The 23101-nt window shown below is 61.8% G+C and carries 28 protein-coding genes; 16 read left to right on the top strand and 12 right to left on the bottom strand.

From position 1 onward, the window contains the following. Window positions 1-24 precede the first annotated feature (24 nt). The 5 genes from bioB to AC1DVV_RS19515 all read left to right on the top strand — a co-directional run bounded on the left by bioB (window position 25) and on the right by AC1DVV_RS19515 (window position 3963). Window positions 25-1047, top strand: a complete 1023-nt coding sequence (bioB, locus tag AC1DVV_RS19535) for a biotin synthase BioB (protein ID WP_477701744.1) — start codon at window positions 25-27, stop codon at window positions 1045-1047. A gap of 88 nt (window positions 1048-1135) precedes the next feature. After that, window positions 1136-2038, top strand: coding sequence for a 3-methyl-2-oxobutanoate hydroxymethyltransferase (panB, locus tag AC1DVV_RS19530; protein ID WP_457279625.1), 903 nt, complete (start codon window positions 1136-1138; stop codon window positions 2036-2038). 26 nt (window positions 2039-2064) lie between these two features. Then, the gene (panC, locus tag AC1DVV_RS19525) at window positions 2065-2913 is read left to right on the top strand and encodes a pantoate--beta-alanine ligase (protein WP_457279626.1); all 849 of its coding nucleotides are present in this window, start codon (window positions 2065-2067) and stop codon (window positions 2911-2913) included. A 176-nt stretch (window positions 2914-3089) separates the two neighbouring features. Next, a complete protein-coding gene (locus AC1DVV_RS19520; protein WP_457279627.1) occupies window positions 3090-3554 on the top strand; it encodes a GNAT family N-acetyltransferase in 465 nt (154 codons plus the stop codon). A 79-nt stretch (window positions 3555-3633) separates the two neighbouring features. After that, window positions 3634-3963, top strand: coding sequence for a cupin domain-containing protein (locus tag AC1DVV_RS19515; RefSeq protein ID WP_457279628.1), 330 nt, complete (start codon window positions 3634-3636; stop codon window positions 3961-3963). A gap of 117 nt (window positions 3964-4080) precedes the next feature. On the opposite strand, the gene AC1DVV_RS19510 is transcribed toward AC1DVV_RS19515, so the two are convergent. The 4 genes from AC1DVV_RS19510 to AC1DVV_RS19495 form a co-directional block, all read right to left on the bottom strand. Beyond that, a complete protein-coding gene (locus AC1DVV_RS19510; RefSeq protein ID WP_477701743.1) occupies window positions 4081-5097 on the bottom strand; it encodes an NAD(P)H-dependent glycerol-3-phosphate dehydrogenase in 1017 nt (338 codons plus the stop codon). A 46-nt stretch (window positions 5098-5143) separates the two neighbouring features. Further along, entirely contained in the window at window positions 5144-5608 is a 465-nt protein-coding gene (gene secB, locus AC1DVV_RS19505; RefSeq protein ID WP_457279630.1) for a protein-export chaperone SecB, read from the bottom strand. Window positions 5609-5800: 192 nt separating this feature from the next. Beyond that, window positions 5801-6064 carry a glutaredoxin 3 gene (grxC, locus tag AC1DVV_RS19500; RefSeq protein ID WP_457279631.1) on the bottom strand — a complete coding sequence of 88 codons (264 nt, stop codon included), beginning with the start codon at window positions 6062-6064 and terminating at the stop codon, window positions 5801-5803. Between the two features lie 150 nt (window positions 6065-6214). Further along, window positions 6215-6625 (bottom strand): rhodanese-like domain-containing protein, encoded by a 411-nt coding sequence (locus tag AC1DVV_RS19495; protein ID WP_457279632.1) that lies wholly within the window; start codon window positions 6623-6625, stop codon window positions 6215-6217. A gap of 391 nt (window positions 6626-7016) precedes the next feature. On the opposite strand from AC1DVV_RS19495, the gene gpmA reads away from it, so the two are divergent. The 3 genes from gpmA (at window position 7017) to AC1DVV_RS19480 (ending at window position 10250) form a co-directional block, all read left to right on the top strand. Then, window positions 7017-7760: a 2,3-diphosphoglycerate-dependent phosphoglycerate mutase gene (gene gpmA / locus AC1DVV_RS19490; RefSeq protein WP_477701742.1), complete on the top strand. Its 744-nt coding sequence runs from the start codon at window positions 7017-7019 to the stop codon at window positions 7758-7760. A 197-nt stretch (window positions 7761-7957) separates the two neighbouring features. After that, the gene (locus AC1DVV_RS19485; RefSeq protein ID WP_457279634.1) at window positions 7958-9397 is read left to right on the top strand and encodes a S41 family peptidase; all 1440 of its coding nucleotides are present in this window, start codon (window positions 7958-7960) and stop codon (window positions 9395-9397) included. Between the two features lie 88 nt (window positions 9398-9485). Then, complete coding sequence (locus AC1DVV_RS19480; protein WP_457279635.1) at window positions 9486-10250, top strand: HesA/MoeB/ThiF family protein; 765 nt, start codon at window positions 9486-9488, stop codon at window positions 10248-10250. A 31-nt stretch (window positions 10251-10281) separates the two neighbouring features. Here AC1DVV_RS19480 and AC1DVV_RS19475 read toward each other — a convergent pair whose 3' ends face one another. Beyond that, on the bottom strand, window positions 10282-12297 hold the full coding sequence (locus AC1DVV_RS19475; protein WP_477701741.1) for an AsmA family protein: 2016 nt from the start codon (window positions 12295-12297) through the stop codon (window positions 10282-10284). 344 nt (window positions 12298-12641) lie between these two features. Here AC1DVV_RS19475 and AC1DVV_RS19470 point away from each other — a divergent pair, with 344 nt between their 5' ends. Next, a complete protein-coding gene (locus AC1DVV_RS19470) occupies window positions 12642-13022 on the top strand; it encodes a response regulator (protein ID WP_457279637.1) in 381 nt (126 codons plus the stop codon). Window positions 13023-13024: 2 nt separating this feature from the next. Here AC1DVV_RS19470 and AC1DVV_RS19465 read toward each other — a convergent pair whose 3' ends face one another. Next, the gene (locus AC1DVV_RS19465; RefSeq protein WP_007867910.1) at window positions 13025-13657 is read right to left on the bottom strand and encodes a response regulator; all 633 of its coding nucleotides are present in this window, start codon (window positions 13655-13657) and stop codon (window positions 13025-13027) included. Window positions 13658-13787: 130 nt separating this feature from the next. Here AC1DVV_RS19465 and AC1DVV_RS19460 point away from each other — a divergent pair, with 130 nt between their 5' ends. The 7 genes from AC1DVV_RS19460 to AC1DVV_RS19430 all read left to right on the top strand — a co-directional run bounded on the left by AC1DVV_RS19460 (window position 13788) and on the right by AC1DVV_RS19430 (window position 17876). After that, window positions 13788-15128, top strand: coding sequence for a sensor histidine kinase (locus tag AC1DVV_RS19460; RefSeq protein ID WP_457279638.1), 1341 nt, complete (start codon window positions 13788-13790; stop codon window positions 15126-15128). 261 nt (window positions 15129-15389) lie between these two features. Beyond that, a complete protein-coding gene (locus AC1DVV_RS19455) occupies window positions 15390-15554 on the top strand; it encodes a DUF1328 domain-containing protein (RefSeq protein ID WP_457279639.1) in 165 nt (54 codons plus the stop codon). A gap of 99 nt (window positions 15555-15653) precedes the next feature. After that, the gene (locus AC1DVV_RS19450) at window positions 15654-16037 is read left to right on the top strand and encodes a glycine zipper domain-containing protein (RefSeq protein WP_457279640.1); all 384 of its coding nucleotides are present in this window, start codon (window positions 15654-15656) and stop codon (window positions 16035-16037) included. A gap of 61 nt (window positions 16038-16098) precedes the next feature. Beyond that, complete coding sequence (locus tag AC1DVV_RS19445) at window positions 16099-16464, top strand: hypothetical protein (protein ID WP_457279641.1); 366 nt, start codon at window positions 16099-16101, stop codon at window positions 16462-16464. Between the two features lie 4 nt (window positions 16465-16468). Further along, window positions 16469-16921, top strand: coding sequence for a hypothetical protein (locus AC1DVV_RS19440; RefSeq protein WP_457279642.1), 453 nt, complete (start codon window positions 16469-16471; stop codon window positions 16919-16921). Next, on the top strand, window positions 16918-17469 hold the full coding sequence (locus AC1DVV_RS19435) for a ferritin-like domain-containing protein (protein ID WP_477666082.1): 552 nt from the start codon (window positions 16918-16920) through the stop codon (window positions 17467-17469). The genes AC1DVV_RS19440 and AC1DVV_RS19435 overlap by 4 nt, the downstream gene beginning before the upstream one ends. 92 nt (window positions 17470-17561) lie before the next feature. Next, complete coding sequence (locus AC1DVV_RS19430) at window positions 17562-17876, top strand: BON domain-containing protein (protein ID WP_457279644.1); 315 nt, start codon at window positions 17562-17564, stop codon at window positions 17874-17876. A 158-nt stretch (window positions 17877-18034) separates the two neighbouring features. Here AC1DVV_RS19430 and AC1DVV_RS19425 read toward each other — a convergent pair whose 3' ends face one another. The 6 genes from AC1DVV_RS19425 to clsB all read right to left on the bottom strand — a co-directional run bounded on the left by AC1DVV_RS19425 (window position 18035) and on the right by clsB (window position 23065). Then, window positions 18035-18562, bottom strand: coding sequence for a thermonuclease family protein (locus tag AC1DVV_RS19425; RefSeq protein ID WP_477666081.1), 528 nt, complete (start codon window positions 18560-18562; stop codon window positions 18035-18037). Window positions 18563-18804: 242 nt separating this feature from the next. Then, window positions 18805-19623, bottom strand: a complete 819-nt coding sequence (locus tag AC1DVV_RS19420) for a DUF429 domain-containing protein (protein ID WP_457279646.1) — start codon at window positions 19621-19623, stop codon at window positions 18805-18807. A gap of 19 nt (window positions 19624-19642) precedes the next feature. Continuing rightward, a complete protein-coding gene (locus AC1DVV_RS19415; RefSeq protein WP_477690017.1) occupies window positions 19643-20524 on the bottom strand; it encodes an EamA family transporter in 882 nt (293 codons plus the stop codon). 26 nt (window positions 20525-20550) lie between these two features. After that, window positions 20551-20973 (bottom strand): BLUF domain-containing protein, encoded by a 423-nt coding sequence (locus tag AC1DVV_RS19410; RefSeq protein WP_348045618.1) that lies wholly within the window; start codon window positions 20971-20973, stop codon window positions 20551-20553. Between the two features lie 2 nt (window positions 20974-20975). Then, the gene (gene folE, locus AC1DVV_RS19405) at window positions 20976-21698 is read right to left on the bottom strand and encodes a GTP cyclohydrolase I (protein ID WP_457279649.1); all 723 of its coding nucleotides are present in this window, start codon (window positions 21696-21698) and stop codon (window positions 20976-20978) included. A 140-nt stretch (window positions 21699-21838) separates the two neighbouring features. Then, on the bottom strand, window positions 21839-23065 hold the full coding sequence (gene clsB, locus AC1DVV_RS19400) for a cardiolipin synthase ClsB (RefSeq protein ID WP_457279650.1): 1227 nt from the start codon (window positions 23063-23065) through the stop codon (window positions 21839-21841). Between the last annotated feature and the right edge of the window lie 36 nt (window positions 23066-23101).

Below are 23101 nucleotides of genomic sequence, written 5' to 3'. Positions count from 1 at the left end.
CATTCCCCGAAAGGAAAGAGAACCATGCCCCACGTTGCAGAACAAACCATCACGCTTCACCGCCCGCGCCCTCAGCCATCGCCAGCTGAAAAGGCCGGCACCGAACGCTGGAGCGTAGACGCCATCGAAGCGCTGTTCAACCTGCCTTTTCCGGAGCTGATGCACCGCGCCCAAACGGTGCACCGCGAAAACTTCGATCCCACGCACATCGAGTTCGCCACGCTGCTGTCCGTCAAGACCGGTGGCTGCGCCGAAGACTGCGGCTACTGCCCGCAGGCCGCGCGCTACGACACCGGCGTGGAAGCCAGCAAGCTGATGGAGCCGGCCGAAGTGCTGGCCGCCGCCCAGCGTGCGCAAGCCGCGGGCGCCACACGTTTTTGCATGGGCGCCGCGTGGCGCTCGCCCAAAGACCGCGACATTGAAAAAGTCGCCGAGCTGGTGCGCACGGTGAAGGCGCTAGGCCTGGAGACCTGCGCCACGCTGGGCATGCTGGAAGACGGCCACGCGCAAACATTGCAAAGCGCGGGCCTGGACTACTACAACCACAACCTCGACAGCGCGCCTGATTTTTACGGCGACATCATCACCACGCGCGACTACCAGGACCGCCTGGACACACTGGCGCGCGTGCGCAGCGCCGGCGTCAAGGTCTGCTGCGGCGGCATCGTCGGCATGGGTGAGACGCGCCGCCAGCGCGCCGGCCTCGTGGCCGAGCTCGCCAACCTCACGCCCTACCCCGAGTCAGTGCCCATCAACAACCTGGTGAAAATTGAAGGCACGCCGCTGGCCAACCAGGCCGATCTGGACCCCTTTGAATTCGTGCGCACGATTGCCGTGGCCCGCATCACCATGCCGACGGCACGCGTGCGCCTGTCGGCGGGCCGCCAGCAAATGGGCGACGGCGTGCAGGCGCTGTGTTTCCTGGCCGGTGCCAATTCGATTTTTTACGGCGACAAGCTGCTGACCACCGGCAACCCCGACACCGAGGCCGATGTGAAGCTGCTCGAGCGCCTGGGCATGAGCCGGTCCGCGCCTGAAGCGCGCTAAGACGCACGGCTTGTCTGGACTCTCTAAATCGAACACAAAAAAGCACGCTGAAGCTGGTTAGACTCTCGCTAAATTCCGGACCTGCCCCATGACGACACCTCCCAATACTTCCGTCACGCCCTACGGCACGCTGCCGCCTTCGTCTACGCCTGCCACGCCGCCTGCGCGCAAGCCGGTCAGCCTGCCGCGTCTGCGTGAAATGCAGGCGCATGGCGAAAAGATCACCATGCTGACCGCCTACGACGCCACCTTTGCCGCCGTGGCCGACGCTGCCGGCGTGGAATGCATCCTGGTGGGCGACTCGCTGGGCATGGTCTGCCAGGGCCTGACCAGCACCGTCGGCGTGACGCTGGAGACCATGCGCCACCACACCGAATGCGTGGCCAACGGCCTGCGCCGTTCGCAGGCCACGGCCTGGCTGATCGGCGATTTGCCGTTTGGCAGTTACCACGAGTCCAAAGAGCAGGCGCTGCGCAGTGCCGCGGTGCTGATGCAGGCCGGTGCCCACATGGTCAAACTTGAAGGCGGCGGCTGGACGGCCGAGACGACGCGCTTCCTGGTCGAGCGCGGCATCCCGGTCTGCGCCCACTTGGGGCTGACACCGCAAACCGTGCACGCGCTGGGCGGCTACCGCGTGCAGGGCAAGGGCGACGAAGCCGCTGCCACGATGACGCGCCACGCGCGCGAGCTGCAGGACGCAGGCGCCGCCATGATGGTGCTGGAGATGGTGCCTGCGGCCCTGTCGGCCACGCTCACACAAGAACTCACCCATTGCGCCACCATCGGCATTGGTGCGGGCAACGGCACTGCCGGCCAGGTGCTGGTGCTGCACGACATGCTGGGCATGAACCTGGGCAAGATGCCGAAGTTTGTGCGCAACTTCATGGAAGGCCCGGACAACAAGACCGCCAGTGTGCGCGGCGCCATGGAAGCCTATGTGCGCGCCGTAAAAGACGGCAGCTTTCCGGTGAATGCCACCCACGCCTGGTAGCCCCACCGCCCCTTTCAGGAGACAAGATGCAGATCGTCCACACCATCCCGGAGCTGCGCGAGGCCCTCAGCCCGTTTAAACGCCCTTCCTTCGTGCCCACCATGGGCAACCTGCACGACGGCCACATCGCCCTCGTCAGGCAGGCCAAGCCGCTGGGCGACGTGAGCGTCTCCAGCATCTTCGTGAACCGCCTGCAGTTCGCGCCGCATGAAGACTTCGACAGCTACCCGCGCACGCTGGACGCCGATGCCGAGCGCCTGAAAGAGGCCGGCTGCAACGTGCTGTTTGCCCCGCTGGAAAAGCACCTTTACCCCGAGCCGCAAAGCTACAAGGTGCATCCGGCCACCGACTTGAGCGACATCCTTGAAGGCCACTTCAGGCCCGGTTTTTTTATCGGTGTGAGCACCGTGGTGCTCAAGCTGTTTTCCTGCGTGTTTGCCGGTATGCCCACGGGCGTGGCGGCTTTCGGCAAGAAGGATTACCAGCAGGTGATGGTGGTGCGCCGCATGGTACAGCAGTTCGCGTTGCCGATCGAGATCCTGGCCGGTGAAACCCAGCGCGCCGAAGACGGCCTGGCGCTGTCGTCACGCAACGGCTACCTGAACGCCACCCAGCGCGCCGAAGCGGTGGAGCTGTCCAAAGCGATACGCGCATTGGGCGAAGCCGCCCGCGCCAGCGGCACGCCCGACCTGCCAGCCCTGGAAGCGCAGGCCATGCAGGCGCTGGCCCGCCGCGGCTGGAAGCCCGACTACCTGACCGTGCGCCGCCGCGCCGACCTGCTGGCGCCGCAGGGCCCGCTGGCCGATGTGCCGCTGGTGGTGCTGGGCGCGGCCAAGCTGGGCAGCACCCGGCTGATTGACAACCTGGAAATCTAGGCCCGGACCAAACTCCGGCCAATTCCGGCCACCGCCGGAGGTCATCCGGCGGGCCGCCACGTTGCTCCATTTTTGATAGCTGCCCGCGCTTATTCAGACTGGTCTGTAGCCATTTTTCTTTAAAAAACCCCAGTTGACGCCTGATGGCGGATTTTTGTCTTTTTTAACAGCTCAACATGAACACCCCCTCCGTACGCCTTGCCACTTTGGACGACCTGCCGGCCGTGGCCGCGCTGTTTGACGCCTACCGCCAGTTTTACGAACAGCCCGCTGATGCCGCGCTGGCGCTGGACTTCATCGGCAACCGGATGCGAAACCGCGAATCGGTCATCCTGGTGGCCGAGCCGGAAGGCGCGCCCGGTGCCGGCCCGCTCGCCGGCTTCTGTCAGCTGTATCCCGGCTTCTGCTCGGTGATCGCCCAGCCCATCTACACGCTGTATGACCTGTATGTAGCGCCCGCTTCACGCAAGAGCGGCGCCGGCCGCGCGCTGATGCAGGCCGCCCACGTGCACGCAAAACAGCACGGCTTTGCGCGGCTGGACCTCACCACCGCCAGGACCAACCACACCGCGCAGGCGCTGTATGAGTCCCTGGGTTGGGTTCGCGACGACATCTTCCTGGCGTACAACAAGGTGGTTTAGGGCCTGCCCGGGCGGGCCTTGGGGTATAACGCTTTCAGTTGGTTCAGGCATATGCCGCCACCTTTGCAGGAGCTTCACCATGGCCATTCCCCACGCCGCCTCCGGGCAACTCATCGACGTCCAGCCGCTGGCAGGCAAGCTCCTGGAGGCCCGGACCGTCGCGCTGTTCAAAAGCGATGAGCTGGAAGTCATGCGCCTCATCGTGCCGGCAGGCAAGCTGGTGCCCTCGCACCGGGTCAAGGGCGAAATCACCGTGCAATGCCTGGAGGGTGAAGTGGCCTTCACGGCGGAGGGGCAAACCCAGCGCATGAAGGCAGGCCAGCTGCTGTGGCTGGCGGGCGGCGTGGAACACGGCCTGACCGCGGTGCAGGATGCATCGCTGCTGGTGACGCTGCATTTGCGAAAGTAGGGGCGGCCCCTGCTTCGCGAATTAATGATGTTTCAGGGCTTTAGCCCAATAGGGGTAAGCGCAAGCAGCTATTAATTCAATAGCAAAAACGGGAACCCGGAAAAATCAACCGCGCAGTCAGGCCAGTTCGGCAGTCGGATCGCGGCCCATCAGCGCCGCCACAGCCTCAGCCGGCCTGAGCTTGCCGTCCAGCAAGGCCACCACGCTTTGTGCAATCGGCATCTCGATGCCCAAACCGGCCGCGCGCTGCACCACGGTGCGGGCGCAATACACGCCCTCGGCCACATGCCCCAGCGAATCCACGGCCTGTGCCAGCGTCTTGCCCTCGGCCAGCAACAGGCCCACCTTGCGGTTGCGGCTCAGGTCGCCGGTGGCCGTCAATACCAGATCGCCCAGGCCCGACAGGCCGGTGAAGGTTTCGGCCCGGGCGCCCAGCGCCACACCCAGCCGTGTCATTTCGGCCAGGCCGCGGGTAATCAGTGCAGCGCGGGCGTTCAGCCCCAGCTGCAACCCGTCGCAAAGCCCCGTGGCGATCGCCAGCACGTTCTTGACGGCGCCGCCCACCTCCACCCCCACGACATCGTCATTGGCGTAAACGCGCAGGGTGGCGCTGTGAAAGGCGGCTACCAGCGCTTCGCGTACTTCAGGATGTTCACTGGCGGCCACCAGCGCGGTCGGCTGGCCGCGGGCGACTTCGAGGGCGAAGCTGGGCCCGCTGAGCACACCCGCTCTTAAATTGATAGCAGCTTGCGCCCGTATTTCATGGACCATCAGGCCAAATGATGCTGAAGACGGGGCTGAGGCAAGAGGCGCCTCAAAACCTTTGCTCAGCCAGGCCACGGGAACGCTGGCGTGCTGCAGGGACTGCAGCATGTTGCGCGCCGCTGAAACGGGCGTTGCCAGGATGAGGAGGTGCTGCCCTTGAATCGCCTCTGCCAGAGGTACATCGCCGCCTTGCAGCCGCAGGCTGGCAGGCAGGGGAACGCCAGGCAGGTAGCGGGCATTGGTGCGGCTGGCCTGCAAGTCTTTGGCCTGCGCAGCATCGCGCGCCCACAGGGTGACATCGTGCCGGGCCGCGCTGCTCACGGCCACAGCCGTACCCCAGGCGCCGGCACCGATGACCAGAATTTTCATGCGTGGATGGGCGAGAAGACAGACACCGGGCAGCCCCGGCAGCCCATCAAACGATGATCTGGGGAGCGGCCGATTCGGCAGCGGCCTGGGCCTGCTGCTGTTCGTACATGGCCTGGAAGTTGATTTCAGCCATGTGCACAGGCGGGAAGCCGCCGCGCTGGATCACGTCAGCGACATTGCCGCGCAAGTAGGGGTAGACGATTTGCGGGCAGGCAATGCCCAGGATGGCGCCCATCTGGTCTTCGGGCACATTGCGGATTTCAAAGATGCCGGCCTGCTTGGCTTCCACCAGAAACACGGTTTTGTCGCCGATTTTCGTCTGCACGGTGGCCGTCACGGAAACCTCAAAAAGGCCGTCTGCCACAGGGGTGGCACCCACGCCCAGCTGGATGTCAACCGCAGGCTGCTCCGGGCTCAGCAGGATTTCGGGCGAATTGGGCTGCTCCAGCGACACGTCCTTGAGGTAAACGCGCTGGATCTGGAATACAGGGTCAAGATTGGCTTCAGCCATGGTGCTCTTTCGGGTACGGGGGAAAGTTGGGGTTCAGATGCGCGGCAAGCCGGCGACCAGCGAATGATTATATGGACCCGTGGATGTGGCCCCCACGGTCGCTCACTTCGTGTAGCTCCCTACCCCCCGAGGGGGCCGCCCGCCCTCCGGCCCGGCAAAGCCGGTTCCGGGGCTCATGCTGGCGAAGAGAGATCAGGCGGCGGGATTCAATAGAGGCATCAGGCCGCCGCGGCTGTCGAGGGCCATCAGGTCGTCGCAGCCGCCTACGTGGGTGTCGCCGATAAAAATCTGCGGCACGGTGCGCCGGCCGGTGATGTCCATCATTTTCTGGCGTTCACCGGGCACCATGTCCACACGAATTTCGTCAAGCTCGGTGACGCCGCGCTGCTTCAATATCTGCTTGGCCTGGATGCAATAAGGGCAGGTACCCGTGGTGTAAATTTTGACGGTTTGCATGGTTCCTCCGGAGGAGCTGGTCTACGCGCAGCGCAGGAAAAATGGATAGCCAGGGTGAAAGCCGGGCCAACGCCCGGTCGCCATGGCGTTGCAGCTTTCATGCCTGCCAAAAACCGGATCAGGAAACTGCTCAGAACTGAACTGATCTGATCAGGCCTTCTCAAGTGGCAGGTTAGCCTCTTTCCACGCTTTGAGCCCACCGCCCAGTGATTGGGCCTGCTCGTAGCCGAGCTTTTTGGCGACGGCGACGGCGCGGCCGGCGCGGGCACCCGTGGCGCACACCAAAATCAGCGGCAAAGCCTTGTTTTTGACGGTGGCGGGGAGTTTTCCTTCCAGCTCGCTGAAAGGCACGTTTTTGGCGCCCGTGACATGGCCGGCAGCGAATTCTTCGGCCTCGCTGACGTCCACCACCACCGCTTTTTCGCGGTTGATCAGCTGTACGGCGCCGCTGGCCGTGAGCGCGCCGGCGTTCATGCCGCTGGCAATCATGGGCCAAACCAGCATGCCGCCCGAGGCGACCGCTATCGAAATCAGCATCCAGTTATCGATCAGAAATTTCACGTTGTACCCTTTGTGTGTCTTGGAGCGCTTTTTCAGCGAACCCATGATTTTAGAGCCTGTCTACGATCTAAACGGGTCGCGTTGGGGTGCAATCGGGATGAGTGAGCCGACCGGGCACGCCGCATGGGCTAATGCCCATGCAAGGGGCTGGGGGGCTCAATCGCCCGATTTCACCCCAACCCGGAGGGCAAGCACCTTCTCGGGCGGTCTGCGGCGTTGCGGCGCTAACCCATAGCTAAGCTATGGGCAGCACACCGCGCCTTGCATCCCATCCCGAGAAGATGCTTGCGCGGCCCTTTTAGATCGTAGACAGGCTCTTAAAATAGAGGGAGAAAACGCCCTGCCGGCCGTCCTCCTTATTCCCCTTTTTCCACTCCCCATCCTTCCCATCATGTACAAACTCGTGCTTATCCGCCACGGCGAATCGACCTGGAACCTTGAAAACCGCTTCACCGGCTGGGCCGACGTTGACCTCACCGAAACCGGCATCGAGCAGGCCAAAAACGCCGGCAAACTGCTCAAAAGCGAAGGTTATGACTTTGACGTGGCCTATACCAGCGTGCTCAAGCGCGCGACCCGCACGCTCTGGCACACGCTGGACGAAATGGACCGCACCTGGCTGCCCGTGGTGCACAGCTGGCGTCTCAACGAGCGGCATTACGGCGATCTGCAGGGGCTGAACAAAGCCGAAACAGCGAAAAAGTTCGGCGACGAGCAGGTGCTGATCTGGCGCCGCAGCTATGACACGCCGCCCCCGGCGCTTGATGCCTCCGACGAGCGCAGCGAACGGAACGACCCGCGCTACGCGAAGCTGCAGCCCGGCCAGGTGCCGCTGACCGAATGCCTCAAGGACACGGTGGACCGCGTCCTGCCGTTCTGGAATGAGTCCATGGCGCCGGCCATCAAGGCAGGCAAACGCATTGTGGTGGCCGCCCATGGCAATTCCATCCGCGCCCTCGTGAAGTACCTGGACAACATCTCCGACAGCGACATCGTGGGACTCAACATTCCCAACGGCATCCCGCTGGTCTATGAGCTGGACGCCGAACTGCGGCCCTTGCGCCATTACTACCTGGGCGACAGTGAGGCCGCGGCCAAGGCGGCAGCGGCCGTGGGTGCGCAAGGCAAGGCTTGAGGGGCAATTCAATGGCTCCCGGCACTCCCGCGGGAGCCATTCTTGTAAAAGTCCTGTAAAAACTGGCTGTTTTGGCTCTTTTGCGGCGCCAGGCCGCACGAATGGCGGAACTGTGGCGGCCAGCCTTTCTCCAAGGTGTATATTGCTTCACATAGGGGGAGCAGGGGCTCTTCAACAGGTTTACGAAGGTATTTTCTATGGGTCAGAAGCTCAAGATAGCAGGCTGGATTTCAATTGGTGCCGTGGCCGGAGCCCTCACCACCGTGCAGCTGCAAGCCGTGGCCCGTGCCGGTCTGGCACCCCTTCCCCTGGAAGAACTGCAGCAGCTCGCAGCCGTCTTTGGCATGGTCAAGACCGACTATGTCGAACCGGTGGACGAGAAAAAACTCATCACCGACGCCATTTCCGGCATGGTGGCCAGTCTTGATCCTCACTCGGTTTACTTCGACAAGAAGTCGTTCAAGGAATTCCGGGAAGGCACCACAGGCCGTTTTGTCGGTGTCGGCATCGAAATCAGCCAGGAAGACGGCCTTGTCAAAGTGGTGTCTCCCATCGAAGGCTCCCCTGCGGACCGTGCCGGCCTCAAGCCGAACGACCTGATCACACGTATCGATGACACGGCAGTCAAGGGCCTGAGCCTCAACGACGCTGTCAAGAAAATGCGCGGCGAACCCAAGACCAAGGTGCTGCTGACCATCTTCCGCAAAGACGAAAACCGCACCTTCCCGGTCACCATCACGCGCGAAGAAATCCGCACCCAGTCGGTTCGCAGCAAAGTGGTGGAGCCCGGCTACGCGTGGATTCGCCTGAGCCAGTTCCAGGAACGCACGGTCGACGACTTCGTGACCAAGCTTGAGCAGATTTACAAGCAGGAGCCCAACCTCAAGGGTCTGGTGCTCGACCTGCGCAATGACCCGGGCGGCCTGCTGGATGCGGCAGTCGCTGTCTCGTCGGCCTTCCTGCCTGAAAACGTCACCGTGGTGTCCACCAACGGCCAGCTGGCTGAAAGCAAATTCACCTACAAGGCTGCGCCCGAGTTTTACCAGCGCCGCAACGGCGCCGACCCGCTCAAGCGCCTGCCGGCTGCCCTCAAGAACGTACCGCTGGTGGTGCTGGTCAACGAAGGCTCGGCCTCTGCCAGCGAAATCGTCGCCGGTGCTTTGCAGGACCACAAGCGCGCCACCATCATGGGCAACCAGACTTTCGGCAAAGGATCGGTGCAAACCGTCCGCCCCCTGGGGCCGGATACGGGCCTGAAGCTCACCACGGCGCGTTACTTCACGCCCAGCGGGAAATCCATCCAGGCGCGCGGCATCGTGCCCGATGTCATGGTCGATGAAACCGCTGAAGGCAGTCCTTTTGCCGCATTGCGCACCCGTGAAGCCGACCTTGAGAAACACCTCAACAGCGGCCAGGGCGCTGAAGTGAAAGACGCCGGCCGCGAGAAGGCTCGCGAAGAGGCCCTGAAGCGCCTTGAAGAAGAAGCCAAGAAGACACCTGAGCAACGTCGCCCGCCTGAACTGGGCAGCGACAAGGACTTCCAGCTGGCTCAGGCGATCAACAAGCTCAAGGGACGTCCCGTGCTGGTCAGCAAGACAGCCGTGGTCGAACCGAAAAACGAGAAAAAAGACAACTAGGCCGATACGGGGAGCGGAGCCGGCTTGCGCCGGATCCCGCCCGCCCCTTCCGGGCCAGCCCGTCCTGCAGCCTGAACGGTTTCCCCTCATGAACGACGAACAGCTGCTTCGTTACTCGCGGCACATCCTGCTCGACGAGATCGGTATCGAAGGCCAGGAAAAAATCCTCCAGTCACATGTGCTGATCGTCGGTGCGGGCGGGCTGGGCTCGCCCGTCGCGCTTTATCTGGGCAGTGCAGGTGTCGGCCGCATCACCATCGCTGACCATGACCGGGTGGATGCCACCAACCTGCAACGGCAAATCGCCCACAATCTGTCTCGCATCGGGACGTTCAAGGCAGAATCCGTTGCCCAGTCCATCGCGGCCATCAACCCTGACGTCGTGGTCACCCCGGTTACCCGGCGCGCAGAAGGCGCGCTGCTCGATCAGCTGGTCCATGACGCCGATGTTGTGCTGGATTGCACGGACAACTTCTCCACGCGCCATGCCATCAACCGCGCTTGCGTCAAATACCGCAAGCCATTGGTATCGGGTGCAGCCATCCGTTTTGACGGCCAGATCGCCGTCTACGATTCGCGGCGCGAGGATTCGCCGTGCTATGCCTGCGTGTTTCCCGAATCAGACCAGCTGGAGGAAGCCCTTTGCGCGACGATGGGCGTTTTCGCGCCGATGGTCGGCATCATAGGCAGCACGCAGGCGGCCGAAGCCCTGAAGCTGATCTGCGGCATCGGCGGGTCGTTAACCGGACGGCTGTTGATGCTGGACGGCAAACACATGGAATGGAGCGAGATGAAAATGGCGCCCCATGCGGCATGCGCAGTCTGCGGCGGCGGGGCCAAAAAAATTCCCTGAAAGAATCCGGCCGAAAGGCCGCGGGGAAACCTTATCTGGTGGCCGATGCCGGCATCCGCGAACCGGCAGCAGACGCTGCGGCCTTCGCAAGAATCGCTGCACAGTTTTCGTCCTGGCCCGGTCCGGTTTCAATGGTAGCGGCCAATGCCAGCAAGGGATTGATCACACCCAGTCCGATAGCAACGGCTGCGCGTCCCGCGAGGGCTCCCTTGTCGGGGCCAGCCGATGGAGAGGCGAAGGTACCGCCAATCTTCAGGGGAGACCGCAAGCTCAGTATGCTGCGGTCTTTGGGCGCCGGATCCAGAACAAGGTCCAGCGTCTCATCGGCAAGGCTGATCTTTCCGCGGCCGTTGATGACCGTATCTGCCGTATCCAGAACAATGGTTTTGGTAGTCATCACGCCTTTGTTCACTTCAAAAGCCGCAGCAGCGCAGCGCAACTGCACATTGCGGTCACCACGAACCAGGAACTTGATCACCTCTCCGCCGTCCAGGCCCATGAATTCGAGCAGGATATTGCTGATCTCACCCTTGCCCATCAACACGGCGACGTCGCCGGATGCGGTTCCCAGCATTTGTGCCAGTGAATTTCCACGCCCTTTCAGGTCCAGCTGGCCGCTGACCTTGCCCAGACTGCTCTTGGTCGTTTCAACGGCAGGAAAGAGCTGGTTGAGCAGCACGGCCCGCAGGTCCAGCCGCGTCGTGAAAACCGCGGGCACAGGGTTGGAGTCGATGCGGATACTCCCTGCCACCGTACCGCCGGCAATGCCCAGCGAGATCGGTTCGAGTTGCAAAACACCGGCTTTAAGCTGAACATGAACGCTGCCCTTGTCGAGCGGCAGTACTTTCACATGCCGTATATCAGCCGCCGAATAAATCACGTCGGCGTTCATCGCCTGCAGCCGCGTCACATCAAGCGCTGCGACAGGCAGAACCTTGCGTGCAGCGGGCACCGTTTTTCTGCCCGGCGCCGCCGCCACCGAATCGCTGTCAGTCCTGGCGACGGGTGTGTCGGCACTGGCAGGCGTGGCCTTCCCTGATGGGGCCAGACCGATCACGGGCGCGAGGTCGGCAAAATCAAGCAGCCTTGACTGGACCTTGCCGGTCAGAAGCGGCACGGCGGCGGACTGGTCAAAACTGAGCGCCCCATTGATATCCGAACTTCCCAGAACGCCCTGCATTTGGGTGGCGGCCCACACTTTGCCATGCCTGGCCAGTTTGCCCCGGACTTTGTAGGGCGGTGTTGAAGGCAGCACAACGCCCACGAGCTTGTAGAGTTCTTCCAGGTTGCGTCCCTGCAGGTCGAAGGTCGCGTCGATGCCGGCCAGCTCCGCGAGATTGGAGACCGAGCCTTTGGCCTTGAGGCTGGTCTTGCCGGCTACGGCGTTCACTTCTACCTGAAACGGCGCTTCGAGGTCTTTACTCAGCTGGAGTACGCCGCTGGTGCGGCCAGTCGCATTGAAGGACTCGTTTTTCCATTTGCCGGTGGCCTTGTAGCTCAGGGGCAACTGCTCATTTGCTTCTTGTGCCAGTGAGAACTGAACATGGATATTGGCGCCTTGCGCTGCAGCCTGGTAGTCAACCGTGCCGCGGTCGATGACCAGCGCGTCGATCCGTGGAACGGATCCTTCGTCCGACGTATCCCGTGACAAGGCCCAGGTCCGGCGGCCATCGGGCTCTATTTGAAGCCCAATCTGCGGCTCGGTCAGCACAATCCGGGGCAACTCTACCCGGCCAAAGAGAAGCGGCAACAACCGGATATCAAATTCTGCGGCAGTTGCCGTCACCAGATAGGGTTTGCTGGCCCATTCGGGGTTCGCGATTTCCACCCCATCGGCCTTGACCGTAGCAGTGCGTCCGAGCTGCACCGACAGGTGCCGGGTAATTTCAAATCGCCTTCCGAGTTGCTCGGATACATGACGATTGATCGGGCCACGAAGCATGTCCCAGGGGAAAAACACCGCAACCAGCACCAGACCCGCCGCCAATACGGCAATGCCGATGAGTGTTCTACGCAGAAGAGGCGATGAGGACAAGACGTTGTTCATGTGCTGGGGAGGAATCGTTCAAACCATTGCAAGGGCAGTCTGTAATGGCCAACAATGCGCGGCTGCCCACAATGTCCATCACCCTTACAAGCGCGTTGAACTACAGTGAATCCAATGTGCGTCAGCTCACCCCACAGGGCAGTCGGCAAGCGCCATAAGACGCTGTGGGCATGTGCCTACAGTTTTTTCGAGCGAGTCGTAGGAAACCTCCTACAGGCACTGCCCTTGGTCACTGGCAGAATGGGCCACAATAAAAAGATACATTAGGAAACAAGGACACCGCGTTCTTGAGCCTTTTGTAATATTTCCGAGAAGCACGTAGCCTTCCCACCTGGACCCGAGCAGTGAGACTGAAAACGTACATCGTAGAAGACAATCCCACCATTCGAGAGAATCTGATCGGGACGCTTGAGGAATTGGCAGGCATTGACGCGGTAGGCACCGCCGAAACTGAAAACGAAGGCAAGGCCTGGCTGGTCGAGAACAGCGGCGATTGGGATTTGGCGATTGTTGACCTGTTTCTGAAACAGGGAAGCGGTTTGGGTGTGCTGGCTGCCTGCCGCGATCGCCCCTCCACGCAAAAAGTCGTGGTCCTCAGCAATTACGCCACTGCAGACATCCGCCAGAGATGTGCCCAGCTCGGTGTTGATGCCGTTTTTGACAAGTCCAACGAAATCGATGCCCTGGTGGACTATTGCATCCAGCAGAGCACCATTTCAGATTGAACTCAATCGATCAGCTTGTTCTTGAGCGCGTAGTAGGTCAGGTCGCTGTTGGAGGACAGGCTCATTTTTTCCATGACACGCGTCCTGTAGGTACTCACGGTTTTCACGCTCAGCGAAAGCGCCTTGGCAATGTCGCCAGCGGTTTCACCCTTGGCCAGCTTGAGAAAAACCTGGAACTCCCGCTCGGACAATTGTTCGTGAGAGGCCACGTCGTTGGGCCGGTTCAGCTGCTGCGCAAGGAGCTCTGCCACCGCCGGGGTTATGTAGCGTTTTCCAAGAGAAATCACGCGGATCGCATCCACAATCTCGGATGGATCGCATTCCTTGTTCAGGTAGCCGCTGGCGCCCTGGCGAATCAGGTTGACCGCATAGTGCTCTTCAGGATAGCCGCTCAGAATGAGGATGCCGACATCAGGCGCTTTGGCGCGAATCATGGCCAGCGCATCGATGCCGCTTTGCCCAGGCATGGACAAGTCCATGACCAGAATATCCAGCTCAACGTTACGCACCAGATCAATTGCCTCGCGGCCACTGCCGGCTTCTCCCACGACACGCAGGTCCACCTGGTCGGAAAAAAACTGTTTGAGTCCAGAACGCACAATGGCATGGTCGTCCACAATTCCAATTTTGATCATGTCGCTGTCTTTCTATAAGGTCTGCGCAAGCGGGCAACGCAATGAAAAAGATGGCCTGCAGGACATCCGCATTGATTTTCAGTGTTCATTATTGACGAAATTCTCACCGAATGACTGAACGGAGTTTGCCGTGAAACGATTTGCGATCCCAAAAATGGCCATCAGCCTGCCCCTGGCGGTGCTGGCTGCCGCCATTCTTATCTTCATAAACGAGGCAAGCTTCCAGAAATCCACGGAGGCGGCGGCCAGTATTGAGGAGGCCCAGCAAACCCGCGGCGCCATCAACCGGTTGATGCAGCACATGCTGGACGCGGAAACCGGGCAGCGTGGCTACCTGCTGACCGGCGACGTTCGATATCTCGAGCCCTACAACTCCGCCCTGGCCGATATCGACCAGAACCTGGATGCCTTGCGCCGGCTGTTCACCCCTTACCAGGATCAACTTGCAGAGTTCGGCGTCATGTCCAGGCATGTTTCGCGCAAGCTGGCCGAAATGGACCTGAGCGTGCGCATGCGCAAGGAAGGCAACGAGGACGCCTGGAAATTTGTCCTGACCACGGACGTCGGGAAGGAGCATATGGAGGCGATTCGCGCGCAGTCCGCGAAACTGGCCTCCAACAGCGTCAGCAAAATGGAACAGGGGCAGGTTCAGATCAAAAAGGCGCTGGAGCTCTCCCGCATCGGCATTGCGGCAATGGCTTTGGCGGGCCTGCTGGCTTTCTATATGTACCTCCTTCAGACCAAGGCGCTGCTTGCTTCCGGCCGGCGCGAGCAGGAATCCCTGCAACGCGAGCGCGACTTCCTCGAAATACAGGTACGTGAAAGAACCGCCAACCTGGCCGAGCTGGCTACCCACCTCCAAAATGTGCGCGAGGACGAACGGGGCCACCTGGCGCGCGAACTGCATGACGAACTGGGCGCACTTTTGACCGCCGCGAAACTGGATGTGGCCCGATTGAAATCCCGCCTGGCAGGCAATCTGCCGGAAGCGGCTGAGCGGCTCACGCACCTGACCAACACGCTTAACAGCGGCATTGCGCTGAAACGCCGCATTGTGGAAGACCTGCGGCCGTCCTCACTGTCGCACCTCGGCCTGGTCGCCTCTCTCGAGATCCTCGCACGCGAGTTTGAAGAACGCTCCGGACTCTCCATCACCACCGATCTGGAGCCTGTGGAACTCGGCGGCTCAGCGCAGCTGACCATCTACCGGCTGGTGCAGGAGTCACTGACAAACATCGGCAAATACGCAGAAGCCAGGCAAGCCGAGATCAGCCTTCACAACTTCGACAGCTACATCACGGTAGAAGTCAAAGACAACGGCAAAGGCTTCAAGCTTGAGAGCGTGGGCCCGGGAAGCCATGGCCTTGCCGGCATGCGCCATCGCGTCGAAGCCGCAGGCGGACGGCTGACGGTGTCCAGCACCGAAGGCGATGGCACGCGCATTTCAGCAGTGCTGCCCAAAACACTGTGACCGGTCTCTGAACGCGGCGCGGGGCAGGTCACCTGCTGCTGCGCCCTGCCCGCCAAAGTGCTCAACATCTCTCAGCTTTTCGAGGCATGCACTGCGCTGCCAGCGTAACAAAATGTCGGTCACCTCCTACAGGGCATGGCCGCTCGAACTGACAGGGGCACACGCTGACAGCCGATGAAGAAAACTGAAGGCACTCATTAACCTTGCTGAAGGCGTTTCAAAAGAAGCACCACCCCCTTTTAGCCAAGCAAGGAGCCCGAGATGCTGCACTACTCCGTCGTTTTCCTGATCATCGCGCTGATCGCTGCCGTGTTCGGTTTTGGTGGCATCGCCGCAGGTGCCGTCGAGATCGCCAAGATCCTCTTTTTCATCTTCGCCGTCATGGCCATCGTGAGCTTTGTCATCAGCTTGCTCCGAAAGAATTGATCCAGCCATTCCGAGAGTGCCGAACGCTTTTTATGAGCGAGCGGCGCGCGCTCTCCTTGCATCTCCGTCGTCATTCACTCAACTCACCAAGGACCTGACATGAACACCCAAACCGCCACCAAGACCGCCCGCCAAAGCTCGGATGAGTTGCTGCAGAACGCAGAAAAAGCAGTTGACTCCACCCGCAGCTATGCCAACGAGGCATTCGACAAGGCAGAAACCAAAGTGCGCGAACTGCGCGGCAGTGTGGATCCCGTCGTGGACATGTTGGCATCCAAGGCCCAGCACCTTGCCCGTCAGAGCCTCGATATCGCCTCTGAAGCCAAGCATCGCGCGCAGCAGTCGCTGTCCAATGCCGCAGGTGCAACCACCCGTTATGTTGCTGAGCAACCCCTGCGTTCGGTGCTGATTGCCGCTGCCGTCGGTGCCGGCATTGCGCTGCTGGTGTCGTCTGCACGCCATCGCAACCAAAACCGTTACTGATCGCCAGGCTCGCGCCCGCCCCTTTTCCGGTACGACCACAGCACGCAGATTCGCCCCACCAATGCTTCACCCCCTGTTCTCCACCATCGTGCAGCGGCCTGACCTCGTCATGGACCATGTCTCTGCTTACGCGGCGCTCTTTCATGAAGAGGCTTCCGATGCGGGTGCCGAGCTGGTTGCACGGGCTGTGGCGTGGGTGATTGCGGTACTGGCGGCCGCCGTATTTTTGGGACTCGCAGGAACGGCCGTCATGCTGGGGGCGCTTCAAAACCAGTTTCACTGGGCACTGGTGGTGGTTCCGGGCATTGCACTGGCCATCGCCATCGGGGCAGCATTGCGCGCGAAAAAACCTTTCGCGAATGAACGCTTTCCCGAGTTGAAAGCCCAGATTGACAGCGACGCGCGCGCATTGCGCATGGCCGCCTGAACCGATGTCCACCCTCACCGCCCCAACGCCGCAGGAAAGGCTGGCCAGCAGCCGCAAGGCCATTGTCCGGCACATGAGCCGGGAAAAGCTGGACCATGAAGAAAACCCGGGCAATGCAGAGACCGGCCCGGAGAATGATCCGGCGCACTTTCTCGACCGCGGAACCTGGGGCGTTCTCAAACATGCCTTGGGGAGCTGGTGGCGACATCACCCCGTGAGCGTGGCAGTTGACATTGCCCGGCCGATGATTGACAGGTACGCCGAAGAAAAGCCGTTGCAGCTATTGGGTATTGCAGCCGCGGCAGGCGCTGCAGCGGTCGTACTGCGGCCCTGGCGCCTGGTATCACTTGGCGGCTTGCTGCTGGCCGCCCTCAAGACGTCCGAACTCCCGGGCACCTTGCTGTCCATGCTGTCTGGCGCGCCGCACAAGCCTGAAAAAACACCCTACACACGATGAACACCTCCACGCTTTCCCGCACCGCCCCCGACGAGCTGGTGCTCGATGAAACAGGGCTGAACGCAGCCCGGAGCAGCCTCAACGACGGCGCAATCACGCCGGCCTACGGGCCGCACCGCGACGCGATCGTCAAGCTGCTGAATGACGCACTGGCAACAGAACTGGTTTGCGTATTGCGTTACAAGCGGCACTACTTCATGGCCAGCGGTGTGTCGTCGCCGCCCATTGCCGACGAGTTCCTGGTCCACGCCAATGAAGAATCCGGACATGCGGACCGCATTGCCCGGCGCATTGTGCAGCTGGGCGGCGAGCCGGACTTTTCGCCGGCCACACTGCTGCAGCGCAGCCATGCGGATTACGACGAATCCAGTGACCTCAAAACCATGGTGCGGGTCAACCTGATCGCCGAACGCATCGCGGTTGAAACCTATCGCCAGATGATTGCACTGATCGGTGACAAGGACCCCACGACACGCCGCCTCCTCGAAGATGTTCTTGCCGATGAGGAAGAGCATGCCGACGAGCTCAAGGACTGGCTGGAGAAATAACGATTACCGCAGGTCGGCCGGCGTGGTGCCGCCAGTCGACAGGCCTTTTTAACCATGCACCAGACGATTAAACCAACTTAGAGGAAAACAATATGAAATACGCTCGCGCAATTGCATTCGCCGCACTGGCAGGCATCACCATCATCGGCAGCGGCTGCGCCGTTGGGCGTGGACAGGAGACTGCTGGCGCCTATGTTGATGACGCTGCCATCACCACGTCCGTCAAGGCCAAGTTCATCGAGGACAAAACCGTTGCAGCGTCCTCCATCAAGGTGGAAACGCTCAATGGCACGGTTCAGCTGTCCGGCTTTGCCAAGTCCAGCGCTGAAAAAGCCCAGGCCGAAAACATTGCCCGCAATGTGAAGAACGTCAAGGGTGTGCGCAACGACATCGTCGTTCGTCCTTGAGCGTAAGCGGCTGAACAGGCCGGGCCACCGCGCAGGTGGCTAAAAAAAGCAGGCTACAGATAATCTGTGCCTGCTTTTTTCGTTGTGACCGGGCGGCGATGCGGCCACCGCAGCGCCTGGATCCTGCAGTTTTTGCAGACCCCCAGGCCCGGGTCTTTTCAGTGGCAACTTCCATGCTGCTTGCGGAACAGCGCCGGATACACAGGCGGCGCGCCTTTTGTCGATGCAAACAGTCCCAGCTTTGCGGCCTGGGCACGTTTTTCCGCCCGGGCATAGGGACCTGCATTGCCGCGGCTGCGGTAGGACCAGGCCATACCGTTTGCGACCATCCATTTGCCGGCATCTTCCCCGCTGAACACCACCCTGGCCAGGAGGCGGCCGTAGTCGTCGTGGTATTGGCCATGCACCGCCACACGCTTGCCCAGAAGCCGGCGCATCAGCGCATCGCGCGCGAGGGCTCCGCCCGGCTGGCAGATTTCCGGCGCGTCAATACCCTGAATGCGAATGCTGACCGGTTTACCCCCCGCTACCGGGCGCACCCGGACGGTGTCGCCATCAACCACATAGGTGACGATTCCGGACCAGGCCGCGACGGGAGGCGAGGCCGTGCGCGCCGACACGCCCCCATGCATGAGCGCCACAAGAAAGAACACGCCCACGGCCTTGACTACGGAAATTTTCGTCACATTAGTTTGCTACCAAATTGATAGCTGTTTGCGCCCGCCAGTATTGACCTGGAGGCAGAAATCTTGATGAACATTGAAGATCCGGCTGCTTCGTTTCCGTGCTGTCGTCGCCAGCGCGCATTAAAGCCATCAAGGCCGGGATGTGCGCAGAGACCGGAGGAGCATGAGTTTTCAGAGAACAAAAGAGAAGCGGGGAAGCCCTGAATATACTGTACGAATAAACAGCCTCGTTCCCGCCCTGATCACGCTGTAACGATCCATCCTTCCAGCGTGTCCATTTCCACCGGCAAGCCGTAGCGGGGAGCACCCTGCTGCGCCGCCCAGGCCGCCTGCATCAGGCACAGCACGGCGTCCAGGCTGTCGCCGCTGGCGTCGTCGGCGAGCAGGTCGCGTTGCGCGTGGCTGACCTTGAGGCGCAGCCCCAGACGCGTTTGGCCGTTCTCCAGCGCGGTGATCAGGTCTTTGCGTGCGATCAGCCGCTCGGGCGTCTGCCTGGCTTTGTCGTCGCTTTTGTAAGAACGGCTGCCCAGCACCTCGCGCGCGAGCAGGCCCGGGTAAGCTTCGAGCGCCACACGTTGGGTGTCGCCGTCATGCAGGCCGGGCAGGTGCACGCCCGCCGCGAGCAAGCGCGGCACACCGGCGTGCAGCATGTAGGCCACGGGTGGGTTGACCCATTTCATCGAGGGGCTGGAGCCGGCCGGGCCGTCGGCGGCACGATGGGCAAACTTGCCGCCCACTGGCCGCGCGTTGCAGAAGGCGGCAAAGGTGCTCCGGATGTCTTCGCGGCTCAGGGCCGCATAGTGGCGCATGCAGGCTTCCCACTGCAGCGGCCAGCCCAGATGCGCCACCAGTTCACGCGGCAGGCCAAACGGAAAATCAAACGCACCCAGCCAGGGCTGGGGCTGTTGCAGCCAGCGCCCAAACGCCGCCAGGGACTCCAGTCGCTCTATTTTTGATAGCACGCAGCGCCCATGAGACATGGAACCAAAGGCTAAAACAATGGGTTTTTTCTTGGTCGGGCTGCTGGAGAAATCGCAGCCAAGCAGCAAGGGCACTGTCATCGCGGCCTCAATCACGGTCTCAACCCAGCGCCAGCGCCATCACACCCGCCGCAATGCAGGCGGCGCCGATCAGACGTAAAGCACGGTCGCCCTCGCCCAGCAGGTGGCCGCCTATCAGCGCGGCAAACAACATGGACACCTCGCGCGCAGGCGCCACATGCGACAGCGGCGCGGTCTGCATGGCGTACAGCACCAGCACATAAGACACGGGGCTCACGACGCCGACAAACACCGCGTACTTCCATTGCTGCTTCCACAACACCCTGGCCGCAGCGGGGTCGCGCAGCAAAGCGGGCGCCAGCACCAGCATGCGCAGCAGGCAGCCCATGTAATCCACCAGGATCGGCGACATCAGCAGGATCTTGACCGCATAGCCATCGACGACGGTGTAGCTGGCGATAAAGGCGCCGCTCAACAAGCCATAGACCATGCCCTTGCGCACCCGCTGGCGCTGCGCCGGGTCGTGCGAGGCGCGCCACAAGCCCGGCCCGCCGGCGACCAGAAACACGCCGCCCACGACACCCGCGATACCGGCCAGACCCAGCGCGGAAATCTGCTCGCCCAGCAGCAAGATGGCGGCCAGCGACGACAGCAGCGGCCCTGAGCCCCGCGCCAGCGGATAGACCACGGTGAGGTCCGCCTTGCGGTAGCCGCGCAATAGGACAATGTAATAGATGGTGTGCAGCAAGGCGCTGGCACACAGCAGCAGCCATTGCGCCCAACCCCAGCGCGGCAGCTCGGCAATACCGAACCAGATGCCCAGCGGCGCCCACGCCACCAGCAGCACCAGGCCGGTAAAAGCGGCAAAGCGGGCATCACCGCCGGCCTTCTTGGCGGCGATGTTCCAGCTGGCGTGAATCAGTCCGGCGAGGAGTACGAGGGCCAGGGCGCCTGGAGACACGCGTCAGGCCTGACGGTACGCAGGCCTCAAACCCTGCCGCAGATGGAGGCGGTCGCCATCAGGTCTTCGAGCAGCGCGAACGACACCTTGCCAGAGACCGAATACGGGTCGAGTTCGGCTTTTTCGGAGTACTTGAGCAGGATGGAATGGTTGAGCTTGGACAGGTTGACCTGGCCCATGGTCCAGCCGCCAAAACGGCGCTCGGAGATTTCCTCGAAGTGCAGGAGGATCACGTCCTTGTGGCGGGCATCTTGCTGGATGTGGCCGAACAGTTCGCTGACCGCCATGCGGCCGCCTTCAATCGCCTGCAGGAAGATGCCGCCGCCATAACAAAGAATGCCGGTGATGCCCGACGAGGGGTTGTGCTGGCGCGATTGCGAGAGGATGCCTTCGATGGCTTCGGGGCTGGTATCGACCGCGCGGCTTGCATAAAGTAAACGGACGAGCATGGTTAGCCTTTCTGCGGGATCAAAGCGAGGAATTCACGGCGCAAGGTCGAGTCTTTCAGGAACACACCGCGCATCACCGAGTTGATCATCTTGCTGTCCATGTCTTTCACGCCGCGCCAGGCCATGCAGTAGTGGCTCGCCTCCATCACGATGGCCAGGCCGTCGGGCTGGGTTTTTTCCATGATGAGGTCGGCCAGCTGCACCACCGCTTCTTCCTGGATCTGCGGGCGGCCCATAACCCATTCGGCCAGGCGCGCGTATTTGGAGAGGCCGATCACATTGGTGTGCTCATTGGGCAGCACGCCGATCCAGATCTTGCCGATCACCGGGCAGAAATGGTGGGAGCAGGCGCTGCGCACGGTGATGGGGCCGACGATCATCAGCTCGTTGAGGTGCTCGGCGTTGGGAAACTCGGTGATGGTGGGCGCATGCACGTAGCGGCCCTTGAACACCTCGTTGAGGTACATCTTGGCCACGCGGCGCGCAGTGTTGTTGGTGTTGTGGTCGCCGTCAGTGTCGATCACCAGGCTGTCGAGCACGCCCTGCATCTTGCCGGTCACTTCGTCCAGCAGCTTTTCGAGTTCGCCCGGTTCAATGAACTTGGCGATGTTGTCGTTGGCGTGAAAGCGCTTGCGGGCCTGGGCCAGGCGTTCGCGGATCTTGACGGAGACGGGCGTGCCCTCGTCGGTCGCGTCCTGGGGGGGCGTATCGGATTTCATAAGCATGCCAGATATTACCAGCCTGCCCCTAAACCGTCTTGTCCGGAATTTGATAAGGTTTTTGGCCTCCAGCCCTTTCCTCATGAGCGCAAGCAGCTATCAAATTCATAGCTAACGGCATGACGGCCGGGCTGGCACAAGACGCATCAATAACGCTGGCCTGCCACCAGCAGCGCCAGCCGCACCAGGGCATAGGCTATCCAGCCTCGCAGCCGCTGGCCAAAGGGGCGATGGCTGTGGTCGGCCGGCTCCATGCGCCGCCCCTGTTTCGCCATGGCCTCGCGCACAATACCCGCCAGGCTTTCGGCAAAGGCCTTGTCCTCGACCACCACATTGGCCTCGCGGGCCAGCAGCAGGCTCAGGGGATCCAGGTTGGACGAACCCACGGTGGCCCAATGCCCGTCCACCACGGCCACCTTGGCATGCAGGAAACCGGCCTCGTATTCATGGATTTCCACGCCGGCTTCCAGCAGGGCACCGTAGACGGGCCGGGCCGCATGGTATTGCATGAAGTACTCGTAGCGCCCCTGCAGCAGCAAGGTGACACGCACGCCGCGTTTGGCCGCCCCGATGAGGGCGCGCCGCAGCTTGCCGCCCGGCAGAAAATAGGCGTTGGCAATGATGATCTCCCGGTGCGCCTTGCCGATGGCCCTGCGGTAGGCGCGCTCGATGCTGCTGCGATTACGCAGGTTGTCGCGCAGGATCAGCGCTGCCTTGGGGCCGGCAACGCCAGACCCGTTACCCGCCGCGAGCGATGTGGTGCCGGTACGCCCGCCATAGCCCGCTGCCTTGAAGTTCTCCCATGCGGCGGCCATGTGACGCTGCCGCGCACTGTAGCCAGCCTGCACACGCCACCACAGCAGCGCCATGGCATCAGCGGCCTCCTCTGCCAGCGGCCCGGTGGCAGCCACGGCGAAATCGACGCGCGGAGTCTGGAGCTCCCCGTGGTTGGGATCGTAGAAATCATCGAGCACATTGATGCCGCCGCAAAACACCGTGTGCTGGTCGACCACGCAGAGCTTGCGGTGCAGCCGGCGCCAGCGCTCCGGCAGGAGCAGACCCAGGCGGCTCAGGCCCGTCCCCAGGGGCGAGTACACGCACCAGTCGACTTTCGACGCCGCGAATTTTTCGCGCCACTCGGCCGGAAGGGGGCCGGTGCCTATGCCGTCGACCAGCACCTGCACCGTTACGCCGCGCCGGGCCGCGCGAACCAGTGCTTCGGCGACATCCGCACCAGCACCGTTGAAATCAAAAATATAGGTTTCCAGCTGGATCCAGGTCTGCGCCGCATCCAGGGCCTTGACGAGTGCAGGGAAAAAGTCCCGGCCGCCCTGAAGCAGTTGCAACGCACCGGACTTGTGGAGTGGAAACATGGCCAGCGGCTTTTTCCCTGGAAGTGTGGAGAGTTG

This window comes from Polaromonas sp. P3_B4 (genome assembly GCF_056402835.1).
Note: the sequence above shows the minus strand (reverse complement) of the source record. Positions and strands in the feature narration are given on the sequence as shown.

Coding starts and splice junctions, on each gene's coding strand:
- bioB (WP_477701744.1), top strand. CDS start 25: ATGCCCCACGTTGCAGAACAAACCATCACGCTTCACCGCCCGCGCCCT.
- panB (WP_457279625.1), top strand. CDS start 1,136: ATGACGACACCTCCCAATACTTCCGTCACGCCCTACGGCACGCTGCCG.
- panC (WP_457279626.1), top strand. CDS start 2,065: ATGCAGATCGTCCACACCATCCCGGAGCTGCGCGAGGCCCTCAGCCCG.
- AC1DVV_RS19520 (WP_457279627.1), top strand. CDS start 3,090: ATGAACACCCCCTCCGTACGCCTTGCCACTTTGGACGACCTGCCGGCC.
- AC1DVV_RS19515 (WP_457279628.1), top strand. CDS start 3,634: ATGGCCATTCCCCACGCCGCCTCCGGGCAACTCATCGACGTCCAGCCG.
- AC1DVV_RS19510 (WP_477701743.1), bottom strand. CDS start 5,097: ATGAAAATTCTGGTCATCGGTGCCGGCGCCTGGGGTACGGCTGTGGCC.
- secB (WP_457279630.1), bottom strand. CDS start 5,608: ATGGCTGAAGCCAATCTTGACCCTGTATTCCAGATCCAGCGCGTTTAC.
- grxC (WP_457279631.1), bottom strand. CDS start 6,064: ATGCAAACCGTCAAAATTTACACCACGGGTACCTGCCCTTATTGCATC.
- gpmA (WP_477701742.1), top strand. CDS start 7,017: ATGTACAAACTCGTGCTTATCCGCCACGGCGAATCGACCTGGAACCTT.
- AC1DVV_RS19485 (WP_457279634.1), top strand. CDS start 7,958: ATGGGTCAGAAGCTCAAGATAGCAGGCTGGATTTCAATTGGTGCCGTG.
- AC1DVV_RS19480 (WP_457279635.1), top strand. CDS start 9,486: ATGAACGACGAACAGCTGCTTCGTTACTCGCGGCACATCCTGCTCGAC.
- AC1DVV_RS19475 (WP_477701741.1), bottom strand. CDS start 12,297: ATGAACAACGTCTTGTCCTCATCGCCTCTTCTGCGTAGAACACTCATC.
- AC1DVV_RS19465 (WP_007867910.1), bottom strand. CDS start 13,657: ATGATCAAAATTGGAATTGTGGACGACCATGCCATTGTGCGTTCTGGA.
- AC1DVV_RS19455 (WP_457279639.1), top strand. CDS start 15,390: ATGCTGCACTACTCCGTCGTTTTCCTGATCATCGCGCTGATCGCTGCC.
- AC1DVV_RS19450 (WP_457279640.1), top strand. CDS start 15,654: ATGAACACCCAAACCGCCACCAAGACCGCCCGCCAAAGCTCGGATGAG.
- AC1DVV_RS19445 (WP_457279641.1), top strand. CDS start 16,099: ATGCTTCACCCCCTGTTCTCCACCATCGTGCAGCGGCCTGACCTCGTC.
- AC1DVV_RS19440 (WP_457279642.1), top strand. CDS start 16,469: ATGTCCACCCTCACCGCCCCAACGCCGCAGGAAAGGCTGGCCAGCAGC.
- AC1DVV_RS19435 (WP_477666082.1), top strand. CDS start 16,918: ATGAACACCTCCACGCTTTCCCGCACCGCCCCCGACGAGCTGGTGCTC.
- AC1DVV_RS19430 (WP_457279644.1), top strand. CDS start 17,562: ATGAAATACGCTCGCGCAATTGCATTCGCCGCACTGGCAGGCATCACC.
- AC1DVV_RS19420 (WP_457279646.1), bottom strand. CDS start 19,623: ATGACAGTGCCCTTGCTGCTTGGCTGCGATTTCTCCAGCAGCCCGACC.
- AC1DVV_RS19410 (WP_348045618.1), bottom strand. CDS start 20,973: ATGCTCGTCCGTTTACTTTATGCAAGCCGCGCGGTCGATACCAGCCCC.
- folE (WP_457279649.1), bottom strand. CDS start 21,698: ATGCTTATGAAATCCGATACGCCCCCCCAGGACGCGACCGACGAGGGC.
- clsB (WP_457279650.1), bottom strand. CDS start 23,065: ATGTTTCCACTCCACAAGTCCGGTGCGTTGCAACTGCTTCAGGGCGGC.